Origin of the sequence: Micromonospora cynarisoli (assembly GCF_030518815.1) — a bacterium.
Taxonomy (GTDB): Bacteria; Actinomycetota; Actinomycetes; order Mycobacteriales; family Micromonosporaceae; genus Micromonospora; species Micromonospora wenchangensis.
This window is the reverse complement of the sequence record NZ_CP130426.1, coordinates 2539837-2556247: the sequence shown is the minus strand read 5'-3', so window position 1 is coordinate 2556247 and position 16411 is coordinate 2539837. Positions and strand designations below refer to the sequence as shown.

Here is a 16411-nt window from a genome sequence, read left to right as displayed (position 1 = left end):
CGCCGGTACCGGTCCGTGAGGGGGCGCACAATGGCGATGACGGCTGCGGTCAAGGACGAGCTGAGCCGGGTCGACGTGCCCAAGCCCTGCTGCCGGCGGGCGGAGATGGCCGCGCTGCTGCGGTTCGCCGGTGGGCTGCACATCGTCTCCGGTCGGGTGGTGGTGGAGGCCGAGTTGGACACCGGGGCGGTGGCCCGTCGGCTGCGCCGGGAGATCGCCGAGGTGTACGGCTATCCCAGCGAGATCCACGTCCTCGCCTCGGGTGGGCTGCGCAAGGGTAGCCACTTCATCGTCCGGGTGGTCAAGGACGGCGAGGCGCTGGCCCGGCAGACCGGCCTGCTCGACGTCCGGGGCCGCCCGGTACGCGGGCTGCCGCCGCACGTGGTGGCGGCGAACGTCTGCTGCGCGGTGTCGGCCTGGCGGGGCGCGTTCATGGCGCACGGCTCGCTGACCGAGCCGGGCCGCTCCAGCGCGTTGGAGATCACCTGCCCGGGTCCGGAGTCGGCGCTGGCCCTGGTCGGCGCGGCCCGCCGGATCGGCATCACCGCGAAGAACCGCGAGGTGCGCGGGGTGGACCGGGTGGTGGTCAAGGACGGTGACGCGATCGCCGCGCTGCTCACCCGGATCGGCGCCCACTCCAGCGTGCTGGCCTGGGAGGAGCGTCGGGTCCGCCGCGAGGTGCGGGCCACCGCCAACCGGCTGGCGAACTTCGACGACGCCAACCTGCGCCGTTCGGCGCGGGCCGCGGTGGCCGCCGCCGCCCGGGTCACCAGGGCGCTGGAGATCCTCGCCGACGACGCCCCGAACCACCTCACCTCGGCCGGTCAGCTCCGGTTGGAGCACCGGCAGGCGTCGCTGGAGGAGTTGGGCGCGCTGGCCGACCCGCCGTTGACCAAGGACGCGATCGCCGGGCGGATCCGCCGGCTGCTGGCGCTGGCCGACAAGCGGGCCCGTGACCTGGGCATCCCGGATACCGAAGCGGCAGTCACGCCGGACATGCTCGTGGTCTGATAGGACGGTGGGCCGCCATCCCGCGGGCGCGTGCGAGGCACGGGCCGGCGGGCGTGACGTGCCCCGGGTCGGGTGGGTGGGGCGTGCCGTGCCGTCGACCCGACGGGGTCACCACCCGCCGCATCGCGGCGGGGCACGCTCGGATAGGGTCGATGGGTACGGCAAGGGGGCCGGCACAGGCACTCCTCGCCGTGCACGCCGCCTCGGGCGGTCAGGTCCTCCCAGACCGTGGCGGGGTGGCCGAGACGAATCGTCAACGGCCGGCTCACCGGCCGGCGCACACACCTCCGCCGGCCCGGTTCTGACGTCGGCGGACCAGAACGCGAGGAGATGGGACCTGTGACCATCCGGGTTGGCATCAACGGCTTCGGCCGCATCGGCCGTAACTTCTTCCGGGCCGTGCTGGCGTCCGGCGCCGACATCGAGGTCGTCGCCGTGAACGACCTGACCGACAACGCGACGCTCGCCCACCTGCTCAAGTACGACAGCATCCTCGGTCGCCTGCCGCACGAGGTCAAGGCCACCGCCGACGAGATCACCGTCGGTGGCAAGACCATCAAGGCGTACGCCGAGAAGGACCCGGCGAAGCTGCCGTGGGGCGACGCCGGCGTGGACGTCGTCATCGAGTCCACCGGTTTCTTCACCGACGCCACCAAGGCCAAGGCGCACGTTGACGGCGGGGCCAAGAAGGTCATCATCTCCGCCCCGGCGAAGAACGAGGACGTCACGGTCGTCATGGGCGTCAACCACGACCAGTACGACCCGGCCAAGCACACCATCATCTCGAACGCGTCGTGCACCACGAACTGCCTGGCCCCGATGGCGAAGGTCCTGCAGGACACCTTCGGCATCGAGAAGGGCCTGATGACCACGATCCACGCGTACACCCAGGACCAGAACCTCCAGGACGCGCCGCACAAGGACCTGCGTCGGGCCCGCGCCGCCGCGCTGAACATCGTCCCCACCTCGACCGGTGCCGCCAAGGCGATCGGGCTGGTGCTGCCGGTGCTCAAGGGCAAGCTGGACGGTTACGCGCTGCGGGTGCCGATCCCGACCGGCTCGGCCACCGACCTGACCGTCGAGGTCGGCCGGGAGACCAGCGTGGACGAGGTCAACGCCGCGCTCAAGGCCGCCGCGGACGGCCCGCTCAAGGGCATCCTGGTCTACAACGAGGACCCGATCGTGTCCGCCGACATCGTCACCGACCCGGCGTCGTGCATCTTCGACGCGCCGCTGACCAAGGTCATCGGCAACCAGGTCAAGGTCGTCGGCTGGTACGACAACGAGTGGGGCTACTCCAACCGGCTCGTCGACCTGGTCAAGCTGGTGGGTTCCTCGCTGTGAGTGCGAGGAGTGAGCTTGCGAGCCCCGCAGTCACGAACGGAGAGTTAGCTCTGTGAGCATCCGCAACCTCGACGACCTGCTCGCCGAGGGGGTGTCGGGTCGGCGCGTGCTGGTGCGCGCCGACCTGAACGTCCCGCTCGACAAGCAGACCGGGGAGATCACCGACGACGGCCGCATCCGGGCCGTGCTGCCCACCCTGGGCGCGCTCGTGCAGGCCGGGGCGAAGGTCGTGGTCTGCTCGCACCTGGGTCGCCCGAAGGGCGCCCCGGACCCGCAGTACAGCCTCCGCCCGGTCGCCGGGCGGCTCGGTGAGTTGCTCGACGCGCCTGTGCACTTCGCCACCGACACCGTCGGCGAGTCCGCCCGCGCCACGGTGGACGCGCTGGCCGACGGCCAGGTGGCCCTGCTGGAGAACCTCCGCTTCAACAAGGGGGAGACCAGCAAGGACGACACCGAGCGGGGGGCCTTCGCCGACCAGCTCGCCGCGTTCGGCGAGGCGTACGTGGACGACGCGTTCGGCGCGGTGCACCGCAAGCACGCCAGTGTCCACGACGTACCGGCCCGGCTGCCGCACGTGGCGGGCCGGCTGGTGCTGCGTGAGGTGGAGGTGTTGTCCCGGCTGACCGGTGAGCCGGAGCGCCCGTACGTGGTGGTGCTCGGCGGTTCCAAGGTCTCCGACAAGCTGGCGGTCATCGAGGCGCTGCTGCCGAAGGTCGACCGGCTGCTCATCGGCGGCGGGATGTGCTTCACCTTCCTCAAGGCCCAGGGCCACGAGGTGGGCACCTCGCTGCTGGAGGAGGAGATGGTCGAGACCTGCGGCAACCTCCTGGCCCGCGCCGAGGGCAAGATCCTGCTCCCGGTCGACGTGGTGGCGGCCGACGCCTTCGCCCCGGACGCCGCGCACGACACGGTGCCCGCCGACGGCATCCCCAGCCACCGGCTCGGCCTGGACATCGGCCCGGAGACGGTGGCCGGCTTCACCGCCGCGCTCTCCCAGGCGAAGACGGTCTTCTGGAACGGCCCGATGGGCGTGTTCGAGATGCCGGCCTTTGCCAACGGCACCCGGGGTGTCGCCGAGGCGATCACCAAGACCGACGCGTTCACCGTGGTCGGTGGCGGTGACTCGGCGGCTGCCGTGCGGGCCCTCGGCCTGGACGAGTCGTCGTTCGGGCACATCTCGACAGGTGGCGGCGCGTCCCTGGAGTACCTGGAGGGCAAGACCCTCCCCGGCATCGCGGCCCTGGAGAACTGATGGCGAGCGTCACCCGCCGGCCGCTGATGGCCGGCAACTGGAAGATGAACCTCAACCACCTCGAGGCCAACCTGCTGGTGCAGAAGCTGGCCGCGAGCCTCACCGAGCAACAGCTCACCGCCGTCGAGACGGTCGTGCTGCCGCCCTTCACCGACCTGCGCACCGTGCAGACGGCGGTGGACGGCGACAAGCTGCTGATCGGCTACGGCGGGCAGGACCTGTCGCCGTACCAGTCCGGCGCGTACACCGGCGACATCTCCGGGGCGATGCTGGCCAAGCTGGGCTGCACGTACGTGGCGGTCGGGCACTCGGAGCGGCGGCAGTACCACTACGAGGACGACGCGATCGTCAACGCGAAGGTCGCCGCCGCGCTGGCCAACGGGCTCACCCCGATCCTCTGCATCGGTGAGGGCCTGGAGATCCGTGAGCAGCTGCGGCACGTCCCGCACTGCTGCGACCAGCTCGACGGCGCCCTGAAGGGGCTCACCGCCGAGCAGGTCACCAAGGTCGTGGTCGCCTACGAGCCGGTCTGGGCGATCGGCACCGGCAAGACGGCCACCCCCGAGGACGCCCAGGAGGTCTGCGGGGAGGTCCGCAAGCGGCTGGTCGAGACCTACGACCAGGGCACCGCCGACCAGGTCCGGATCCTCTACGGCGGCTCGGTGAAGTCGTCCAACGTCGCGTCGATCATGTCCCAGCCGGACGTGGACGGGGCGCTGGTGGGCGGGGCCAGCCTCGACGCCGAGGAGTTCGCGAAGATCTGCCGGTTCCCGGAGCACACGGTCGCCTGATCGCTCGCTATTCTTGACTCCGCCCGTCCACCGGTCGGTGCCGCCGTGCCCGATCTGTCCGGGCGAGGATCGTAACGAGAGGACTGACCCCAGCCATGCCGATCTGGTTCGCATACACGTTGATCGTGTTGCTGGTCATCACGAGCGTTCTGCTCACCATGCTCATTCTGCTGCACCGGGGTAAGGGCGGCGGGCTGTCGAGCATGTTCGGCGGTGGGGTCAGCTCCAGCCTGGCCGGCTCGTCGGTGGCCGAGAAGAACCTGGACCGCTACACCGTCCTGGTGAGCATCGTCTGGTTCGCCTGCATCATCGGGCTCGGCCTCTGGCTCCGGCTCCAGCTCAACAGCGGGTCCTGAGCGACTCGATCAGGTCGTACAATCTGCGCGCGGTCCGTCACGGACCGCGCGCAGTTCTTTTCTCCGCCACGTCGTCCACCGCCCGCCTCAGGCGGTGGTCCCCTCCGACGACAGGAGCGAACGTGCCCAGTGGCAACGTCATCCGCGGTTCACGAATCGGTTCGGGGCCGGAGCGCCCCACCGAACGGTACGAGCCGGCCCCCCGTCGCGCGGTCACCTACTGGTGCCGCAACGACCACGCCACCGAGATCCGGTTGGCGTTGGACGCCGAGGAGCCGGCCGTCTGGGACTGTCCGCGCTGCGGCCTGCCCGCCGGCCAGGACGCCCAGAACCCGCCCGGACGTACCCGTCCCGAGCCCTACAAGACCCACCTGGCGTACGTGAAGGAACGGCGTACCCCGGAGGAGGGGGAGGCGCTGCTGGCCGAGGCGCTGGCCGCGCTGCGCCGCCGACGCGGCCGGGAGTGACCGCCCCGGCGGCGTGAGCTGACCGGGCGGGTGGACCGCCCCGCGCTCAGCGCAGGCTGCGCAACCGGGCCGGCACGTCGGCCGCCGCCGCCCGGTCGAGCAGCCACAGGGTCCGCGAGACGCCCTGCACCCCGGCCGCCGGGAGCTGCTTCGGGCCGGCCCCGGCCAGCGCCATGCCCACCGCCCGCGCCTTGTCGGCCCCGCTGGCGACCAGCCAGACCTCCTCGGCGGTGTTGATCGCCGGCAGGGTGAGGGTGGTCCGCACCGGCGGCGGCTTCGGGCTGCCCCGCACCGCGCTGACCGGCCGGGTGTCGTGGTGCACCGGGTGCTCGGGGAAGACCGACGCCACGTGCCCGTCCTCACCGACGCCCAGCATCAGCACGTCGAAGTGGGGCAGCGCGGCGTGGCCGGGCCGGGCGGCCCGCGCCAGCTCCTCGGCGTACGCGGCGGCACCGGCCTCCGGGTCGTCGCCGGTCGGGCCGTCGGTGGCCGGCATCGGGTGCACCCGGGCCGGGTCCAGCGGCATCGCGTCCAGCAGCGCGGCGCGGGCCTGCGTCTCGTTGCGCTCCGGGTCGCCGGCCGGCAGGAACCGCTCGTCGCCCCACCAGACGTCCACCCGGGACCAGTCGACGGCGTCGTGGGCGGGCAGCGCGCCCACCGCCCGGTAGACCGCCGCGGCGATCCGACCCCCGGTCAGCACGATCGACGCCGCACCCCGCTCCGCCTGCGCGTCGAGCAACTTCACCACCAGCCGGGCCGCCACCGCCTGCGCCAGCAGGTCGGCGTCGGCGTGCACGGCGACACTCGCCTCACTCATGTTGGCCTCTCCTGACCGCGCGACGCGGTCCTGCTCGTCGTGGCGGAACCGGTAGGCCCGCCGGGTGCCGGTGTCACCGGGGATCTCGTCGTGCCGGCCGCCCGCCGTGGGCGGGCAGGCGCCGTACGCCGGTGGGCGGCCCCGCAGGACCGCCCACCGGCGTACGGTCAGGATGCCGTTCTGGTGCCGGCGTGCGCGCTGACGCCCGCCTCCGCCCGCCGTGCGGTGGCCGGGTCCTTCCAGACGTGCACCCGCTGCGACGGGCGCTGCTCCAGCCCGGACAGGCCGGCCGCCGCGCCCAACGCCTCGGCGTACACCTGGTCGGTGTCGAGGCGGCGCAGCTCCTCGGCCAGTTCGTCGCCGAGCGGCCGCCGCACCAGCGGCAGCACCCGGTCGTCCTGGCCGGTACGCCGGAACACCGCCAGGCTGTCGTCCCGGGTCAGCGTCAGCTCGTCGCCGTTGGCGCAGCGCAGCTGCACCTGACGCATCCTCGGGTGGTCGTCGGTGTGCTGCCACTGCGGGTCGATGCCGAGCCGGGCGGCCAGCCAACCCCGCATCAGCGCCGCCGTCGGGTCGGTACGCGGGGCCACCACGGTCGCCTCGGTCACCCGCGCCTCGGTGGTGTCGAACGCCCCGGCGACCAGGGTGCGCCACGGGGTGATCCGGGTCCACGCCAGGTCGGTGTCGCCTGGGGCGTAGTCCCGGGCCCGTTCCCGCAACGCCTCGATCGGGTCGATGGCCTGCGCGCAGTCGGTGATCCGCCGGTCGGCGACCACGCCGAGGAAGTCGGTGGCGATCTCCGCCGGCGGTTCGCCGTGCCACCAGGTGACCACCGGCACGTCCGGCACCAGCAGCGGCATCACCACCGACTCGGCGTGCAGGGCGAGCCGGCCGTACATGCGGGTCACCACCGCCTCGCACGGGCCCAACCGGCCGCCGACGACGATCTCCGCGTCCAACCTGTTGCGTTCCCGCTCCACGTCGGCGCGGACGACGACGAGCAGCCGGCACGGGTGGGCGGCGGCGGCGATGGTGGCCGCCGCCTCCGCGTCCCGGACCCGCTTCTCGTCGACCACGACGATCAGGGTGAGCGCCATTCCGCTGGCCACCCCGCCCGCGCTGCGCCGTTCGGCGGCGAGCGCCTTGACCACCTCGTTGCCGGTGGTGTCCCACAGCCCGATCACTGGTGCCTCCCGGTCCGCCCGCTGTGCCTGCTACCTGCCTGCCCGTTCACGCCCGCCGCCAGGCGCGGCCCTCGCGGGCCAGCATCTCGTCGGCGGCCCGGGGGCCCCACTCGCCGGCCCGGTACGGCTCCGGCCTGGTGCCCTCCCAGGCGTGCTCCAGCGGGTCCACCACCGCCCAGCTCTGCTCCACCTCGGCGGCGTCCGGGAAGAGTGTCCGGTCGCCGATCAGCACGTCCAGCACCAGCCGTTCGTACGCCTCGGGGCTGGACTCGGTGAACGCCTCGCCGTACTGGAAGTCCATCGCGATGTCGCGGACCTCCATCGTGGTGCCCGGCACCTTGGAGCCGAACTTGAGCACCACACCCTCGTCCGGCTGCACCCGGATGACGAGCTGGTTGGGGCCGAGGGACTCCATGTCGGCGGCGTTGAACGGCAGGTGCGGCGCCTTCTTGAACATGATGGCCACCTCGGTGACCCGCCGGGGCAGCCGCTTGCCCGCCCGGATGTAGAACGGCACCCCGGCCCAGCGCCGGTTCTGGATGCCCAGCTCCACGGCGACGTACGTCTCGGTGGTGGAGTCGGCGGGGACGCCCTCCTCGTCGAGGTAGCCGACGGCCCGCTGGCCGCCCACCCAGCCGGGCAGGTACTGGCCGCGTACGGTGCCCCGGGCCACGTCCTTCGGCAGGGTGATCGCCTTGAGCACCTTCAGCTTCTCGGCCCGGATCTCGTCGGCGTCGAAGCTGGTGGGCTCCTCCATGGCGACCAGGGCGAGCAGCTGGAGCAGGTGGTTCTGGAGGACGTCCCGGGCGGTGCCGACCGAGTCGTAGAAGCCGGCCCGGGTGCCGATGCCGACGTCCTCGGCCATGGTGATCTGCACCGAGTCGACGTACTTGGAGTTCCACAGCGGCTCGAACAGGTTGTTGGCGAACCGCAGGGCGAGGATGTTCTGGACCGTCTCCTTGCCGAGGTAGTGGTCGATCCGGAAGACGTCCTGCCTGGTGAACACGTCGTCGACCAGGTCGTTGAGTTCCTTCGCCGACGGCAGGTCGTTGCCGAACGGCTTCTCCACCACCACCCGCCGCCAGCCGCCGCACTTCTCGTTGTCGGCCATCCCGGTGCGGGCCAGTTGCTTGAGCACCACCGGGAAGGCCGTCGGGGGGATGGAGAAGTAGAACGCGGCGTTGCCGTGGATGCCGTGGCTGTCGCGCAGCTGGTTCAGCGTCGCGGAGAGCTTGTCGAAGGCGGCGTCGTCGTCGAACGAGCCACCGACGAACTTGATGTTGCCGGCCAGCCGGCCCCACACCTCCTCGCGCCAGGGTGTCCGGGCGTGCTGCTTGGCCGACTCGTGGGCCAGCGCCTCGAAGTCACCGTCGCCCCAGTCGCGGCGGGCGAACCCCAGCACCACGAAACCGGGGGGCAGCAGTCCCCGGTTGGCCAGGTCGTAAACCGCAGGCAGCAGCTTCTTGCGCGCCAGGTCGCCGGTCACCCCGAAGATCACCAGGGCGCACGGCTCCGGGATCCGGGGGAGTCGCCGGTCCTGCGCGTCGCGCAGCGGATTCACGCCGCCTCCTCGCTCCGTGTGGTCCATGTCGTCCATCGTCACGCCCGCCATCGTCCGATCGCATCCAGCAGCCGGGCCGGCCCGGCCGGCCTGTCGGTCAGGTGCGGCGGTGGCACCGGCCCGGGTCGGCCGGCAGGTGCCACCGGGCCGCCCCGCGTGCGCGGGACGGCCCGTACGGCGGCGGGCGCGGTCGATGCGACCGCGTCCGCCCCGTGCACCGCGAGACCGGCGGCGGCGTCGGCCGGGCCGGTCAACAGGTCACTCACATCGCCACCCCGTCGGGGTGCCGGCGGCGTGGGGCGTCGCGGGGACCGGCCCCGCGACGCGTCCGACGCCGTTGGTCACGCGTTCCCGCCGGCCCGCTGGGCCGCCTCGGCGTTGCCCTTGGCGGCCTCGTTCGGGGCGCCGGCGCCCTGCGCGGCGGCGGCCAGCGACGTGCGGACGCCGTCGAGCAGCTCGCCCCAGCTCGCCTCGAACTTCTCCACGCCCTCCCGCTCCAGGGTGGCGATCACGTCGTCCATGTCGATGCCGACGGCGGCCAGGTCGGCGAAGACCTGCCGGGCCGCGTCGTACGCGCCGGTGATGGTGTCGCCCCGGGTCTCCCCGTGCTCGGCGTACGCCGTCACGACCGACTCCGGCATGGTGTTGACGGTGCCCGGCGCGATCAGCTCCTCGACGTAGATCACGTCGCGGTAGTCCGGGTTCTTGGTCGAGGTCGACGCCCACAGCGGGCGCTGCGGGTGGGCGCCGGCGTCGGCCAGGGCCTGCCACCTGTCGGAGGAGAAGACCTCGGTGTAGCGCTCGTAGGCGAGCTGGGCGTTGGCCACGGCAGCGCGCCCCTTCAGTCCCAGCGCGCGCTCTTTGCCCGCCCCGTCGGAAGCCTCACCGGCCATCCGATCCAGTCGCTTGTCGATCTCGGAGTCGACCCGGGAGACGAAGAACGAGGCCACCGAGCCGATGGTGGACAGGTCGTGGCCGTTGGCCTTCGCCTGCTCCAGGCCGGCGAGGAACGCCTCCATCACCGCCGAGTAGCGGTCCAGCCCGAAGATCAGCGTGACGTTGACGCTGATCCCCTCGGCCAGGGTCGCGGTGATCGCCGCCAGCCCCGCCTCGGTCGCCGGGATCTTGATGAACAGGTTCGGCCGGTCCACCAGCCACCACAGCGCCTTGGCCTCGGCGACCGTCTTGTCGGTGTCGTGGGCGACCCGCGGGTCGACCTCGATGGAGACCCGTCCGTCGACACCGGCGCTGCCGTCGTACGACGGGCGCATCACGTCGCACGCCCAGCGCACGTCGTAGGTGGTGAGCATCCGGACGGCCTCTTCGACCTCGATGCCCCGGGTGGCGAGGTCCTTGAGCTGCCAGTTGTACTCGTCGGCGTCGCTGAGCGCCTTGGCGAAGATGGTCGGGTTGGTGGTCACCCCGGCCACGTGCTGCTCGCGGCGGAGCCGGTCCAGCCCGCCGGAGCTCAGTCGTACCCGGGAAAGGTCGTCGAGCCAGACCGCCACTCCGGCGGCGGTGAGGTCACCCAGTCTGTCCGTCATGTCGTCCACGCTCCCCTCAGTTGCCGGTCGTGAAACCGGTGATGTCGCCCACCCGGGTCAGCGCCGCGTGCGCGGCGGCGACGATCCGGTCGGGGGTGAAGCCGAACTGCTCGAACAGCACGGTGTGCGGGGCGCTGGCCCCGTAGTGCTCCAGGCTGACGCTCTCGCCCAGGTCGCCGACGATGCCCCGCCAGGACATCCCGATCCCGGCCTCGACGCTCACCCGGGCCTGCACCCCGCGCGGCAGCACCGACTCGCGGTACGCCTCGTCCTGCTCGTAGAACCACTCCTGGCAGGGCATCGAGACGACCCGGGTGGGGGTGCCGTCGGCCTCCAGCCGCTCCCGGGCGGTGAGGCAGAGCTGCACCTCGGAACCGGTGCCCACGATGATCACCTGCGGCTTGCCGTTGGACGCCTCGGCCAGCACGTAGCCGCCCTTGGCGGTGCCCTCGGCGCCGGCGTACCGCTCCCGGTCCAGGGTCGGCAGCGGCTGCCGGCTCAGCGCCAGCGCGGTCGGCCGGTCGGTGTGCTCCAGCGCCTGCCGCCACGCCCAGGCGGTCTCGTTGGCGTCGGCGGGCCGGACCACGTCCAGGCCGGGGATGGCGCGCAGCGCGGTCAGATGCTCCACCGGCTGGTGGGTCGGGCCGTCCTCGCCGAGACCGATCGAGTCGTGCGTCCAGACGTACGTCACCGGCAGCTTCATCAGGGCCGCGAGTCGCACCGAGGGGCGCATGTAGTCGCTGAACACCAGGAAGGTGCCGCCGTACGGGCGGGTGCCGCCGTGCAGGGCGATGCCGTTGAGGATCGCGCCCATGGCGTGCTCACGGATGCCGAAGTGCAGCGTGCGGCCGTACTCGTGGCCGGGGAAGTCCTTGGTGGCGTGGGCGGCCGGGATGAACGACGGCTCGCCCTTCATGGTGGTGTTGTTGCTCTCCGCCAGGTCGGCCGAGCCACCCCACAGCTCCGGCAGCACCGGGGCGAGCGCCTCCAGCACCTTGCCGGAGGCGGCCCGGGTGGCCACGCCCTTGGCGTCGGCGGGGAAGACCGGCAGCGCGTCCGTCCAGCCCTGCGGCAGGACCCGGCCGGCGATCCGGTCGTAGAGCGCCCTGCGCTCCGGGTTGGCCTGCGCCCAGGCGTCGAACTCGCCGGTCCACGCCTGCTCGGCCTCGGTGCCGCGGGTCAGCACCCCCCGGGCGTGCGCGAGCACCTCCTCGTCGACCTGGAAGCTCTGCTGCGGGTCGAAGCCGAGGATCTCCTTGGTGGCCTTCACCTCGTCGACGCCGAGCGCCGAGCCGTGGATCTTGCCGGTGTTCTTCTTGTTGGGCGCGGGCCAGCCGATGATGGTGCGCAGCGCGATGAACGAGGGGCGGCCGGTCTCGGCCTTCGCCGCCAGCAGCGCCTGGTGGAGCGCCTCCACGTCCTCGTGGTAGTCGCCCTGGTCGGCGTCACCGGCCCGCCAGTCGACGGTCTGCACGTGCCAGCCGTACGCCGCGTAGCGGGCCGCCACGTCCTCGCTCTTGGCGATGCGGGTGTCGTCCTCGATGGAGATCTCGTTGTCGTCGTAGATCAGCGTGAGGTTGCCCAGTTGCTGGTGGCCGGCCAGGGCGCTCGCCTCGTGGCTGATGCCCTCCTCGATGTCGCCGTCGGAGGCGATGCACCAGATCTGGTGGTCGAAGACCGACTGCCCCGGCTCGCTCTCCGGGTCGAACAGGCCCCGCTCGCGGCGGGCCGCCATCGCCATGCCCACCGCGTTGCCCAGGCCCTGACCGAGCGGGCCGGTGGTGGTCTCGACCCCGGGGGTGTGGCCGTGCTCCGGGTGGCCCGGGGTGAGCGAGCCCCACTGCCGCAGCGACTTCAGGTCGTCCAGGCTCAGCGGGTAGCCGGAGAGGAAGAGCTGGATGTAGAGCGTGAGGCTGGAGTGCCCGGCGGACAGGACGAACCGGTCCCGGCCGGGCCAGTTCGGGTCGGCCGGATTGTGCCGCATCACCCGGTTGAACAGCAGGTACGCCGCGGGCGCGAGGCTCATCGCGGTGCCGGGGTGGCCGTTGCCGGATTTCTCTACGGCATCCATGGCCAGGACGCGGACGGTGTCGACGGCCCGGCGGTCGAGGTCGGTCCAGTTGAGTGCGGGTCGGTTGGCAGCCACTATGGTTGTGCTCCTCGGCAGATGGGCGGAACCCTCACTGGTGACCCTATCGAGCGGGTCTAAACGTCCGCCCGGGGATCTCAGCAGGCAGTTACGTACGGGCCGACCGGATCGTTCGGTCACCCGTCAGGTGTGACGGCCCGCACCGTTGTCGGGTCGCCCGGGCAGCGAAAACGACGACGCGTAGTGTGTGGTCCGGCGTGTGGACCCCGACGGGGTCCCGCCGAACCGACTTCCCCTGCCGACGCCGGAAGGTGGCAATCCGTGAGCATGATCACCGAGCGCCCCGTCAGCAACTCTGCCGGGCAGCCGCCGGTGCGCACGGTGGGCGGGCGGCCGACGGCCCGCCGGCGGGACGTCCGGGCGGTGGTGTCGGCGTACGTGACGCTCACCAAGCCGCGCATCGTGGAGCTGCTGCTGGTGACCACGGTGCCGGCGATGATGCTCGCCGAGGGCGGCCTGCCGTCGCTGTGGCTGATGGCCGTGGTGCTGGTCGGCGGCTCCCTGGCCGCCGGTGCGGCGAGCGTGCTGAACTGCTACATCGACCGGGACATCGACCAGTTGATGCGGCGCACCAAGCGGCGTCCGCTGCCGGCGCACACCGTGTCGCCCCGCAGCGCCCTGGTCTTCGGGCTGGTGCTGGCGGCGGTGTCGCTCGCATTGATGGCGACGTTCACCAACCTGCTGGCCACCGCGCTGACGCTGGCCGCGATCGTCTACTACGACCTGGTCTACACGCTCTGGCTCAAGCGCACCACGACGGCGAACACCTTCTGGGGTGGGGCCTGCGGGGCGGCGCCGGTGCTGATCGGCTGGGCGGCGGTGACGGGGTCGCTGGCCCCGGCGGCGTGGGTGCTGTTCGCGGTGGTCTTCTTCTGGCAGATGCCGCACTTCTACCCGCTGGCCATGAAATACAAGGACGACTATGCCCGGGCGGGCATCCCGATGCTGCCGGTGGTGGCCTCGCCGCGGCGGGTCAACGCCGAGATCCTGATCTTCGCCTGGCTGACGGTGGCGACCTCGCTGGCGCTGTGGCCGCTGGGCATGAGCGCGGTCTACGGAGTGCCGACCGCCGTGGTGGGGGCCGTCTTCCTGGTCGAGGCGCACCGGCTCTGCCGGCGGGTGACCCGGGGCGGGCCGGTCAAGCCGATGCGGCTGTTCCACTGGTCGACGACCTACCTGACCATCGTGTTCGTCGCGGTGGCCCTCGACGCCCTGCTCTGACCTCCGCCGTGCCCGCCGGGCGGTGCCCCGGGGTGTCGCGGGGCCCGGTGGGGGTGCCCGGGCGGGCCGCGACACGCCGGGGACGGTTCGGATCTCCGCCCGGATGATGGGATTTTCTTCGGGTCCGGCGAGTGCCACAAGCTGGACACATCAGGACGATCGCGCCCGGTTGTTATGCCCGCACTTATCCGACATGCCCGGACAATGCGCTCGCGCTTTCCGATAAACCCTCGGGTAATTGGTATCACAAATACTTCATGATTCTCGCGCGTAGGGGTGGAAGTCTGCTTAGGCTTCGCGTCATGGCAGAAGGTTCCGATACGACGCTGACGGCCGAGCAGACCGCCGGAGCGGCCCCCACCGGGGTGGTCGCGGGCATCAGGTCCTTCGCCGCCGCCCACGGCGGCGCGAAGGCGGTCATCGAGTACGTCGGCAAGCGTGGTGCCCGGATCGTCCTGGTCGGCACCGACGGTGCCTGGGGCGACCAGTTCGCCGAGGACACCGTGACCGCCCGGGAGGCGTGCGCGCAGGCGGGAGTCGCCGTCGAGAACGCCTGGGAGCGTGAGCTGATGGACCAGATGCGGCCGAGCAACGACCTGTGGCGGTCGATGGCCCGGCGCACCATGTCCCGTTGACCGACAACCCCACCCACCACCAGTCGACCCGGGGGGAACCCCGGGTCGCTCTCGTCACCTGCTCCCGTTTCGCCGACCTCTACCCCGACGACAGGCTCGTGCTCGCCCCGCTGGCGGCCCGGGGCGTCACCGCCGAGGCGGCCGTCTGGGACGACCCCCGGGTCGACTGGGCCGGCTACGACCTGGTGGTGCTCCGCTCACCCTGGGACTACGCCCCGCACCGCGACGAGTTCGTCGCCTGGGCCGGCACCGTGCCCACCCTGGTCAACCCCGCCGACGTGGTGCGGTGGAACACCGACAAGCGCTATCTCGGCGACCTCGCCGCCGCCGGGGTGCCCACCGTGCCGACCTCCTGGGTCGCGCCGGGCGACGACTGGGTGCCGCCCCCGACCCCCGGCCGGTACGTGGTGAAGCCGTCGGTCAGCGTCGGCAGCCTCGACACCGGCCGGTACGACCCCGCCGACCCGACCCACCGGGACCTGGCCGTGGCGCACGTTCGCCGGCTGACGGCCGCCGGCCGGACCGCCATGGTCCAGCCGTACCTGGACGCGGTGGACGTTGCCGGGGAGACCGCGCTGCTCTTCGTGGCCGGCCCGGACGGCCTGGCGTTCAGCCACGCCATCCGTAAGGGGGCCATGCTCGACGGCCCGGACCGGGGAGTCGAGGGGCTGTACCGGCCGGAGCGGATCGACGCGCGCACCGCCACCGGGGAGCAGTTGGCCGTTGCCGGACGGGTGTTGGCCGAGGTCCCCGGCGGCCCGCAGCGGCTGCTCTACGCCCGGGTGGACCTGATCCCCGGCCCGGACGGCGCACCCGTGCTGATCGAGCTGGAGCTGACCGAGCCGTCGCTGTTCCTCGGTCACGCCGACGGCGCCGCCGAGCGGCTCGCCGACGCGGTGCTGGTCCACCTCGCCCGCCGCGGGGCCGGGCCCGGCGGTCGCACCGCTTCGCCCCGACGCGCACGGCCGATCCCGGCCGGTCCGCCCCGGTGATGCTCAGACGGTGGCCGGCACCCGCTGCTGCCCGGCCGGCGGCGACGCCGGGTCGCCGGTGGCCGGCCGGCGCTGCCGGGTCGACCAGAGCATCGCCAGGGTGGCCAGCAGCACCAGGCAGGAGCCGAGCATGTGCGCGGCGACCAGCACGGCCGGCAGGTGGGTGAAGTACTGCACGAAACCGATCAGGCCCTGCCCCAGCTCCACCGCGACCAGCACCAGGGCGGCGCGGGCCGGTCCGGTCGCGCCGACCGCCCGCAACGCCAGGACCAGCGCGACGGAGAGGCCGATCAGCAGGAACACCCCGTCGGCGTGCACCTGGGAGATCGTCTCCGGGGCCAGCCCGTTACGGGCGGCCCCGTGGTCGCCGGCGTGCGGGCCGCTGCCGGTCACCCAGGTCCCGACCACCAGCACCGCGACGCTGACGGCGGTGGTGAGCCGGGCGAGGGTACGCAGCGGCCCGGGCACCACCGGCACCGCCGGCCCGTCCGGGTCGACGATCCGCCGCCAGAGGGCGTACGCGGCGGCGATGACCGCCATCGAGGCGAGGAAGTGCAGCCCGACCACCCACGGGTTGAGGTCGGTCAGCACGGTGATCCCGCCGATCACGGCCTGCGCGGGGATGCCGAGGAACACCGCCACCGCCAGTCCCGTCAGCCCGGGGCGTCGGGGCCGGTGGGCCAGCACGGCCAGCAGGGTGGCCAGCGCGATCGCCCCGACGGCGAAGGTGAGCAGCCGGTTGCCGAACTCGATCACCCCGTGCACGCCCATCTCGGCGGTCGTGGTGTAGGACGCGTCGGTGCACCGGGGCCAGGTCGGGCAGCCGAGCCCCGACGCGGTGAGCCGGACGGCCCCGCCGGTCACCACGATGGCCACGTTGGCCACGATCGAGGCGTACGCGAGGCGGCGCAGCAGGGTGGTCGAGACCGGGAACCGGACGGATCGCTTCACGGAGCGAATCCTACGCACCGTAGTTGATCCCGATCGGGTGACTCCGTGACCCCGGTGGGCCGGATCACCGGGGTCGGGTTTGCGGGCCCCCGGCGAATTACGTAACGTTGGCGTTGTGAAAAAAGCGGCGGCGCTC

At 72.4% G+C, this 16411-nt stretch carries 15 protein-coding genes and 1 pseudogene; 9 read left to right on the top strand and 7 right to left on the bottom strand.

The window, feature by feature from the left end; translation table 11 throughout:
- Positions 1–30: 30 nt before the first annotated feature.
- The 6 genes from whiA (at position 31) to Q2K16_RS10405 (ending at position 5221) form a co-directional block, all read left to right on the top strand.
- Positions 31–1011, top strand: coding sequence for a DNA-binding protein WhiA (gene whiA / locus Q2K16_RS10430; RefSeq protein WP_067304387.1), 981 nt, complete (start codon positions 31–33; stop codon positions 1009–1011).
- A gap of 339 nt (positions 1012–1350) precedes the next feature.
- Positions 1351–2355 (top strand): type I glyceraldehyde-3-phosphate dehydrogenase, encoded by a 1005-nt coding sequence (gene gap / locus Q2K16_RS10425; RefSeq protein WP_302745036.1) that lies wholly within the window; start codon positions 1351–1353, stop codon positions 2353–2355.
- Between the two features lie 52 nt (positions 2356–2407).
- Positions 2408–3607 carry a phosphoglycerate kinase gene (locus Q2K16_RS10420; RefSeq protein WP_302745035.1) on the top strand — a complete coding sequence of 400 codons (1200 nt, stop codon included), beginning with the start codon at positions 2408–2410 and terminating at the stop codon, positions 3605–3607.
- Complete coding sequence (gene tpiA, locus Q2K16_RS10415; protein WP_088645053.1) at positions 3607–4398, top strand: triose-phosphate isomerase; 792 nt, start codon at positions 3607–3609, stop codon at positions 4396–4398. Before Q2K16_RS10420 ends, tpiA begins: the two co-directional genes overlap by 1 nt.
- Positions 4399–4493: 95 nt before the next feature.
- The gene (gene secG, locus Q2K16_RS10410) at positions 4494–4754 is read left to right on the top strand and encodes a preprotein translocase subunit SecG (protein ID WP_204959149.1); all 261 of its coding nucleotides are present in this window, start codon (positions 4494–4496) and stop codon (positions 4752–4754) included.
- A 122-nt stretch (positions 4755–4876) separates the two neighbouring features.
- Positions 4877–5221 carry an RNA polymerase-binding protein RbpA gene (locus tag Q2K16_RS10405; protein WP_302745032.1) on the top strand — a complete coding sequence of 115 codons (345 nt, stop codon included), beginning with the start codon at positions 4877–4879 and terminating at the stop codon, positions 5219–5221.
- A 46-nt stretch (positions 5222–5267) separates the two neighbouring features.
- Here Q2K16_RS10405 and pgl read toward each other — a convergent pair whose 3' ends face one another.
- From pgl to tkt, 6 genes are all read right to left on the bottom strand, one after another.
- A complete protein-coding gene (gene pgl / locus Q2K16_RS10400) occupies positions 5268–6038 on the bottom strand; it encodes a 6-phosphogluconolactonase (RefSeq protein ID WP_088645094.1) in 771 nt (256 codons plus the stop codon).
- A gap of 167 nt (positions 6039–6205) precedes the next feature.
- Positions 6206–7222, bottom strand: a complete 1017-nt coding sequence (locus Q2K16_RS10395; protein ID WP_302745031.1) for a glucose-6-phosphate dehydrogenase assembly protein OpcA — start codon at positions 7220–7222, stop codon at positions 6206–6208.
- 46 nt (positions 7223–7268) lie between these two features.
- Positions 7269–8810 carry a glucose-6-phosphate dehydrogenase gene (gene zwf / locus Q2K16_RS10390; RefSeq protein WP_302745030.1) on the bottom strand — a complete coding sequence of 514 codons (1542 nt, stop codon included), beginning with the start codon at positions 8808–8810 and terminating at the stop codon, positions 7269–7271.
- Positions 8811–8821: 11 nt separating this feature from the next.
- A complete protein-coding gene (locus Q2K16_RS10385) occupies positions 8822–9049 on the bottom strand; it encodes a hypothetical protein (RefSeq protein WP_302745029.1) in 228 nt (75 codons plus the stop codon).
- Between the two features lie 75 nt (positions 9050–9124).
- Positions 9125–10327 carry a transaldolase gene (tal, locus tag Q2K16_RS10380; protein ID WP_302745028.1) on the bottom strand — a complete coding sequence of 401 codons (1203 nt, stop codon included), beginning with the start codon at positions 10325–10327 and terminating at the stop codon, positions 9125–9127.
- A gap of 16 nt (positions 10328–10343) precedes the next feature.
- A complete protein-coding gene (gene tkt / locus Q2K16_RS10375; protein WP_302745026.1) occupies positions 10344–12473 on the bottom strand; it encodes a transketolase in 2130 nt (709 codons plus the stop codon).
- Between the two features lie 264 nt (positions 12474–12737).
- Here tkt and Q2K16_RS10370 point away from each other — a divergent pair, with 264 nt between their 5' ends.
- The 3 genes and pseudogenes from Q2K16_RS10370 to Q2K16_RS10360 all read left to right on the top strand — a co-directional run.
- Entirely contained in the window at positions 12738–13697 is a 960-nt protein-coding gene (locus Q2K16_RS10370; RefSeq protein WP_302745025.1) for a heme o synthase, read from the top strand.
- Positions 13698–13999: 302 nt separating this feature from the next.
- Positions 14000–14332, top strand: a complete 333-nt coding sequence (locus tag Q2K16_RS10365) for a hypothetical protein (protein WP_302745024.1) — start codon at positions 14000–14002, stop codon at positions 14330–14332.
- Positions 14329–15252: pseudogene (locus Q2K16_RS10360) on the top strand (ATP-grasp domain-containing protein); the annotation flags it as partial. The gene Q2K16_RS10365 and the pseudogene Q2K16_RS10360, both read left to right, overlap by 4 nt.
- Positions 15253–15327: 75 nt before the next feature.
- On the opposite strand, the gene Q2K16_RS10355 reads toward Q2K16_RS10360, so the two are convergent.
- The gene (locus Q2K16_RS10355; protein WP_302745021.1) at positions 15328–16293 is read right to left on the bottom strand and encodes a COX15/CtaA family protein; all 966 of its coding nucleotides are present in this window, start codon (positions 16291–16293) and stop codon (positions 15328–15330) included.
- Between the last annotated feature and the right edge of the window lie 118 nt (positions 16294–16411).

What these genes read in the sequence shown, in the direction of transcription:
- whiA (WP_067304387.1), top strand. Translation starts at nt 31, where the DNA reads ATGGCGATGACGGCTGCGGTCAAGGACGAGCTGAGCCGGGTCGACGTG.
- tpiA (WP_088645053.1), top strand. Translation starts at nt 3,607, where the DNA reads ATGGCGAGCGTCACCCGCCGGCCGCTGATGGCCGGCAACTGGAAGATG.
- secG (WP_204959149.1), top strand. Translation starts at nt 4,494, where the DNA reads ATGCCGATCTGGTTCGCATACACGTTGATCGTGTTGCTGGTCATCACG.
- pgl (WP_088645094.1), bottom strand. Translation starts at nt 6,038, where the DNA reads ATGAGTGAGGCGAGTGTCGCCGTGCACGCCGACGCCGACCTGCTGGCG.
- zwf (WP_302745030.1), bottom strand. Translation starts at nt 8,810, where the DNA reads ATGGACCACACGGAGCGAGGAGGCGGCGTGAATCCGCTGCGCGACGCG.
- tal (WP_302745028.1), bottom strand. Translation starts at nt 10,327, where the DNA reads ATGACGGACAGACTGGGTGACCTCACCGCCGCCGGAGTGGCGGTCTGG.
- Q2K16_RS10365 (WP_302745024.1), top strand. Translation starts at nt 14,000, where the DNA reads ATGGCAGAAGGTTCCGATACGACGCTGACGGCCGAGCAGACCGCCGGA.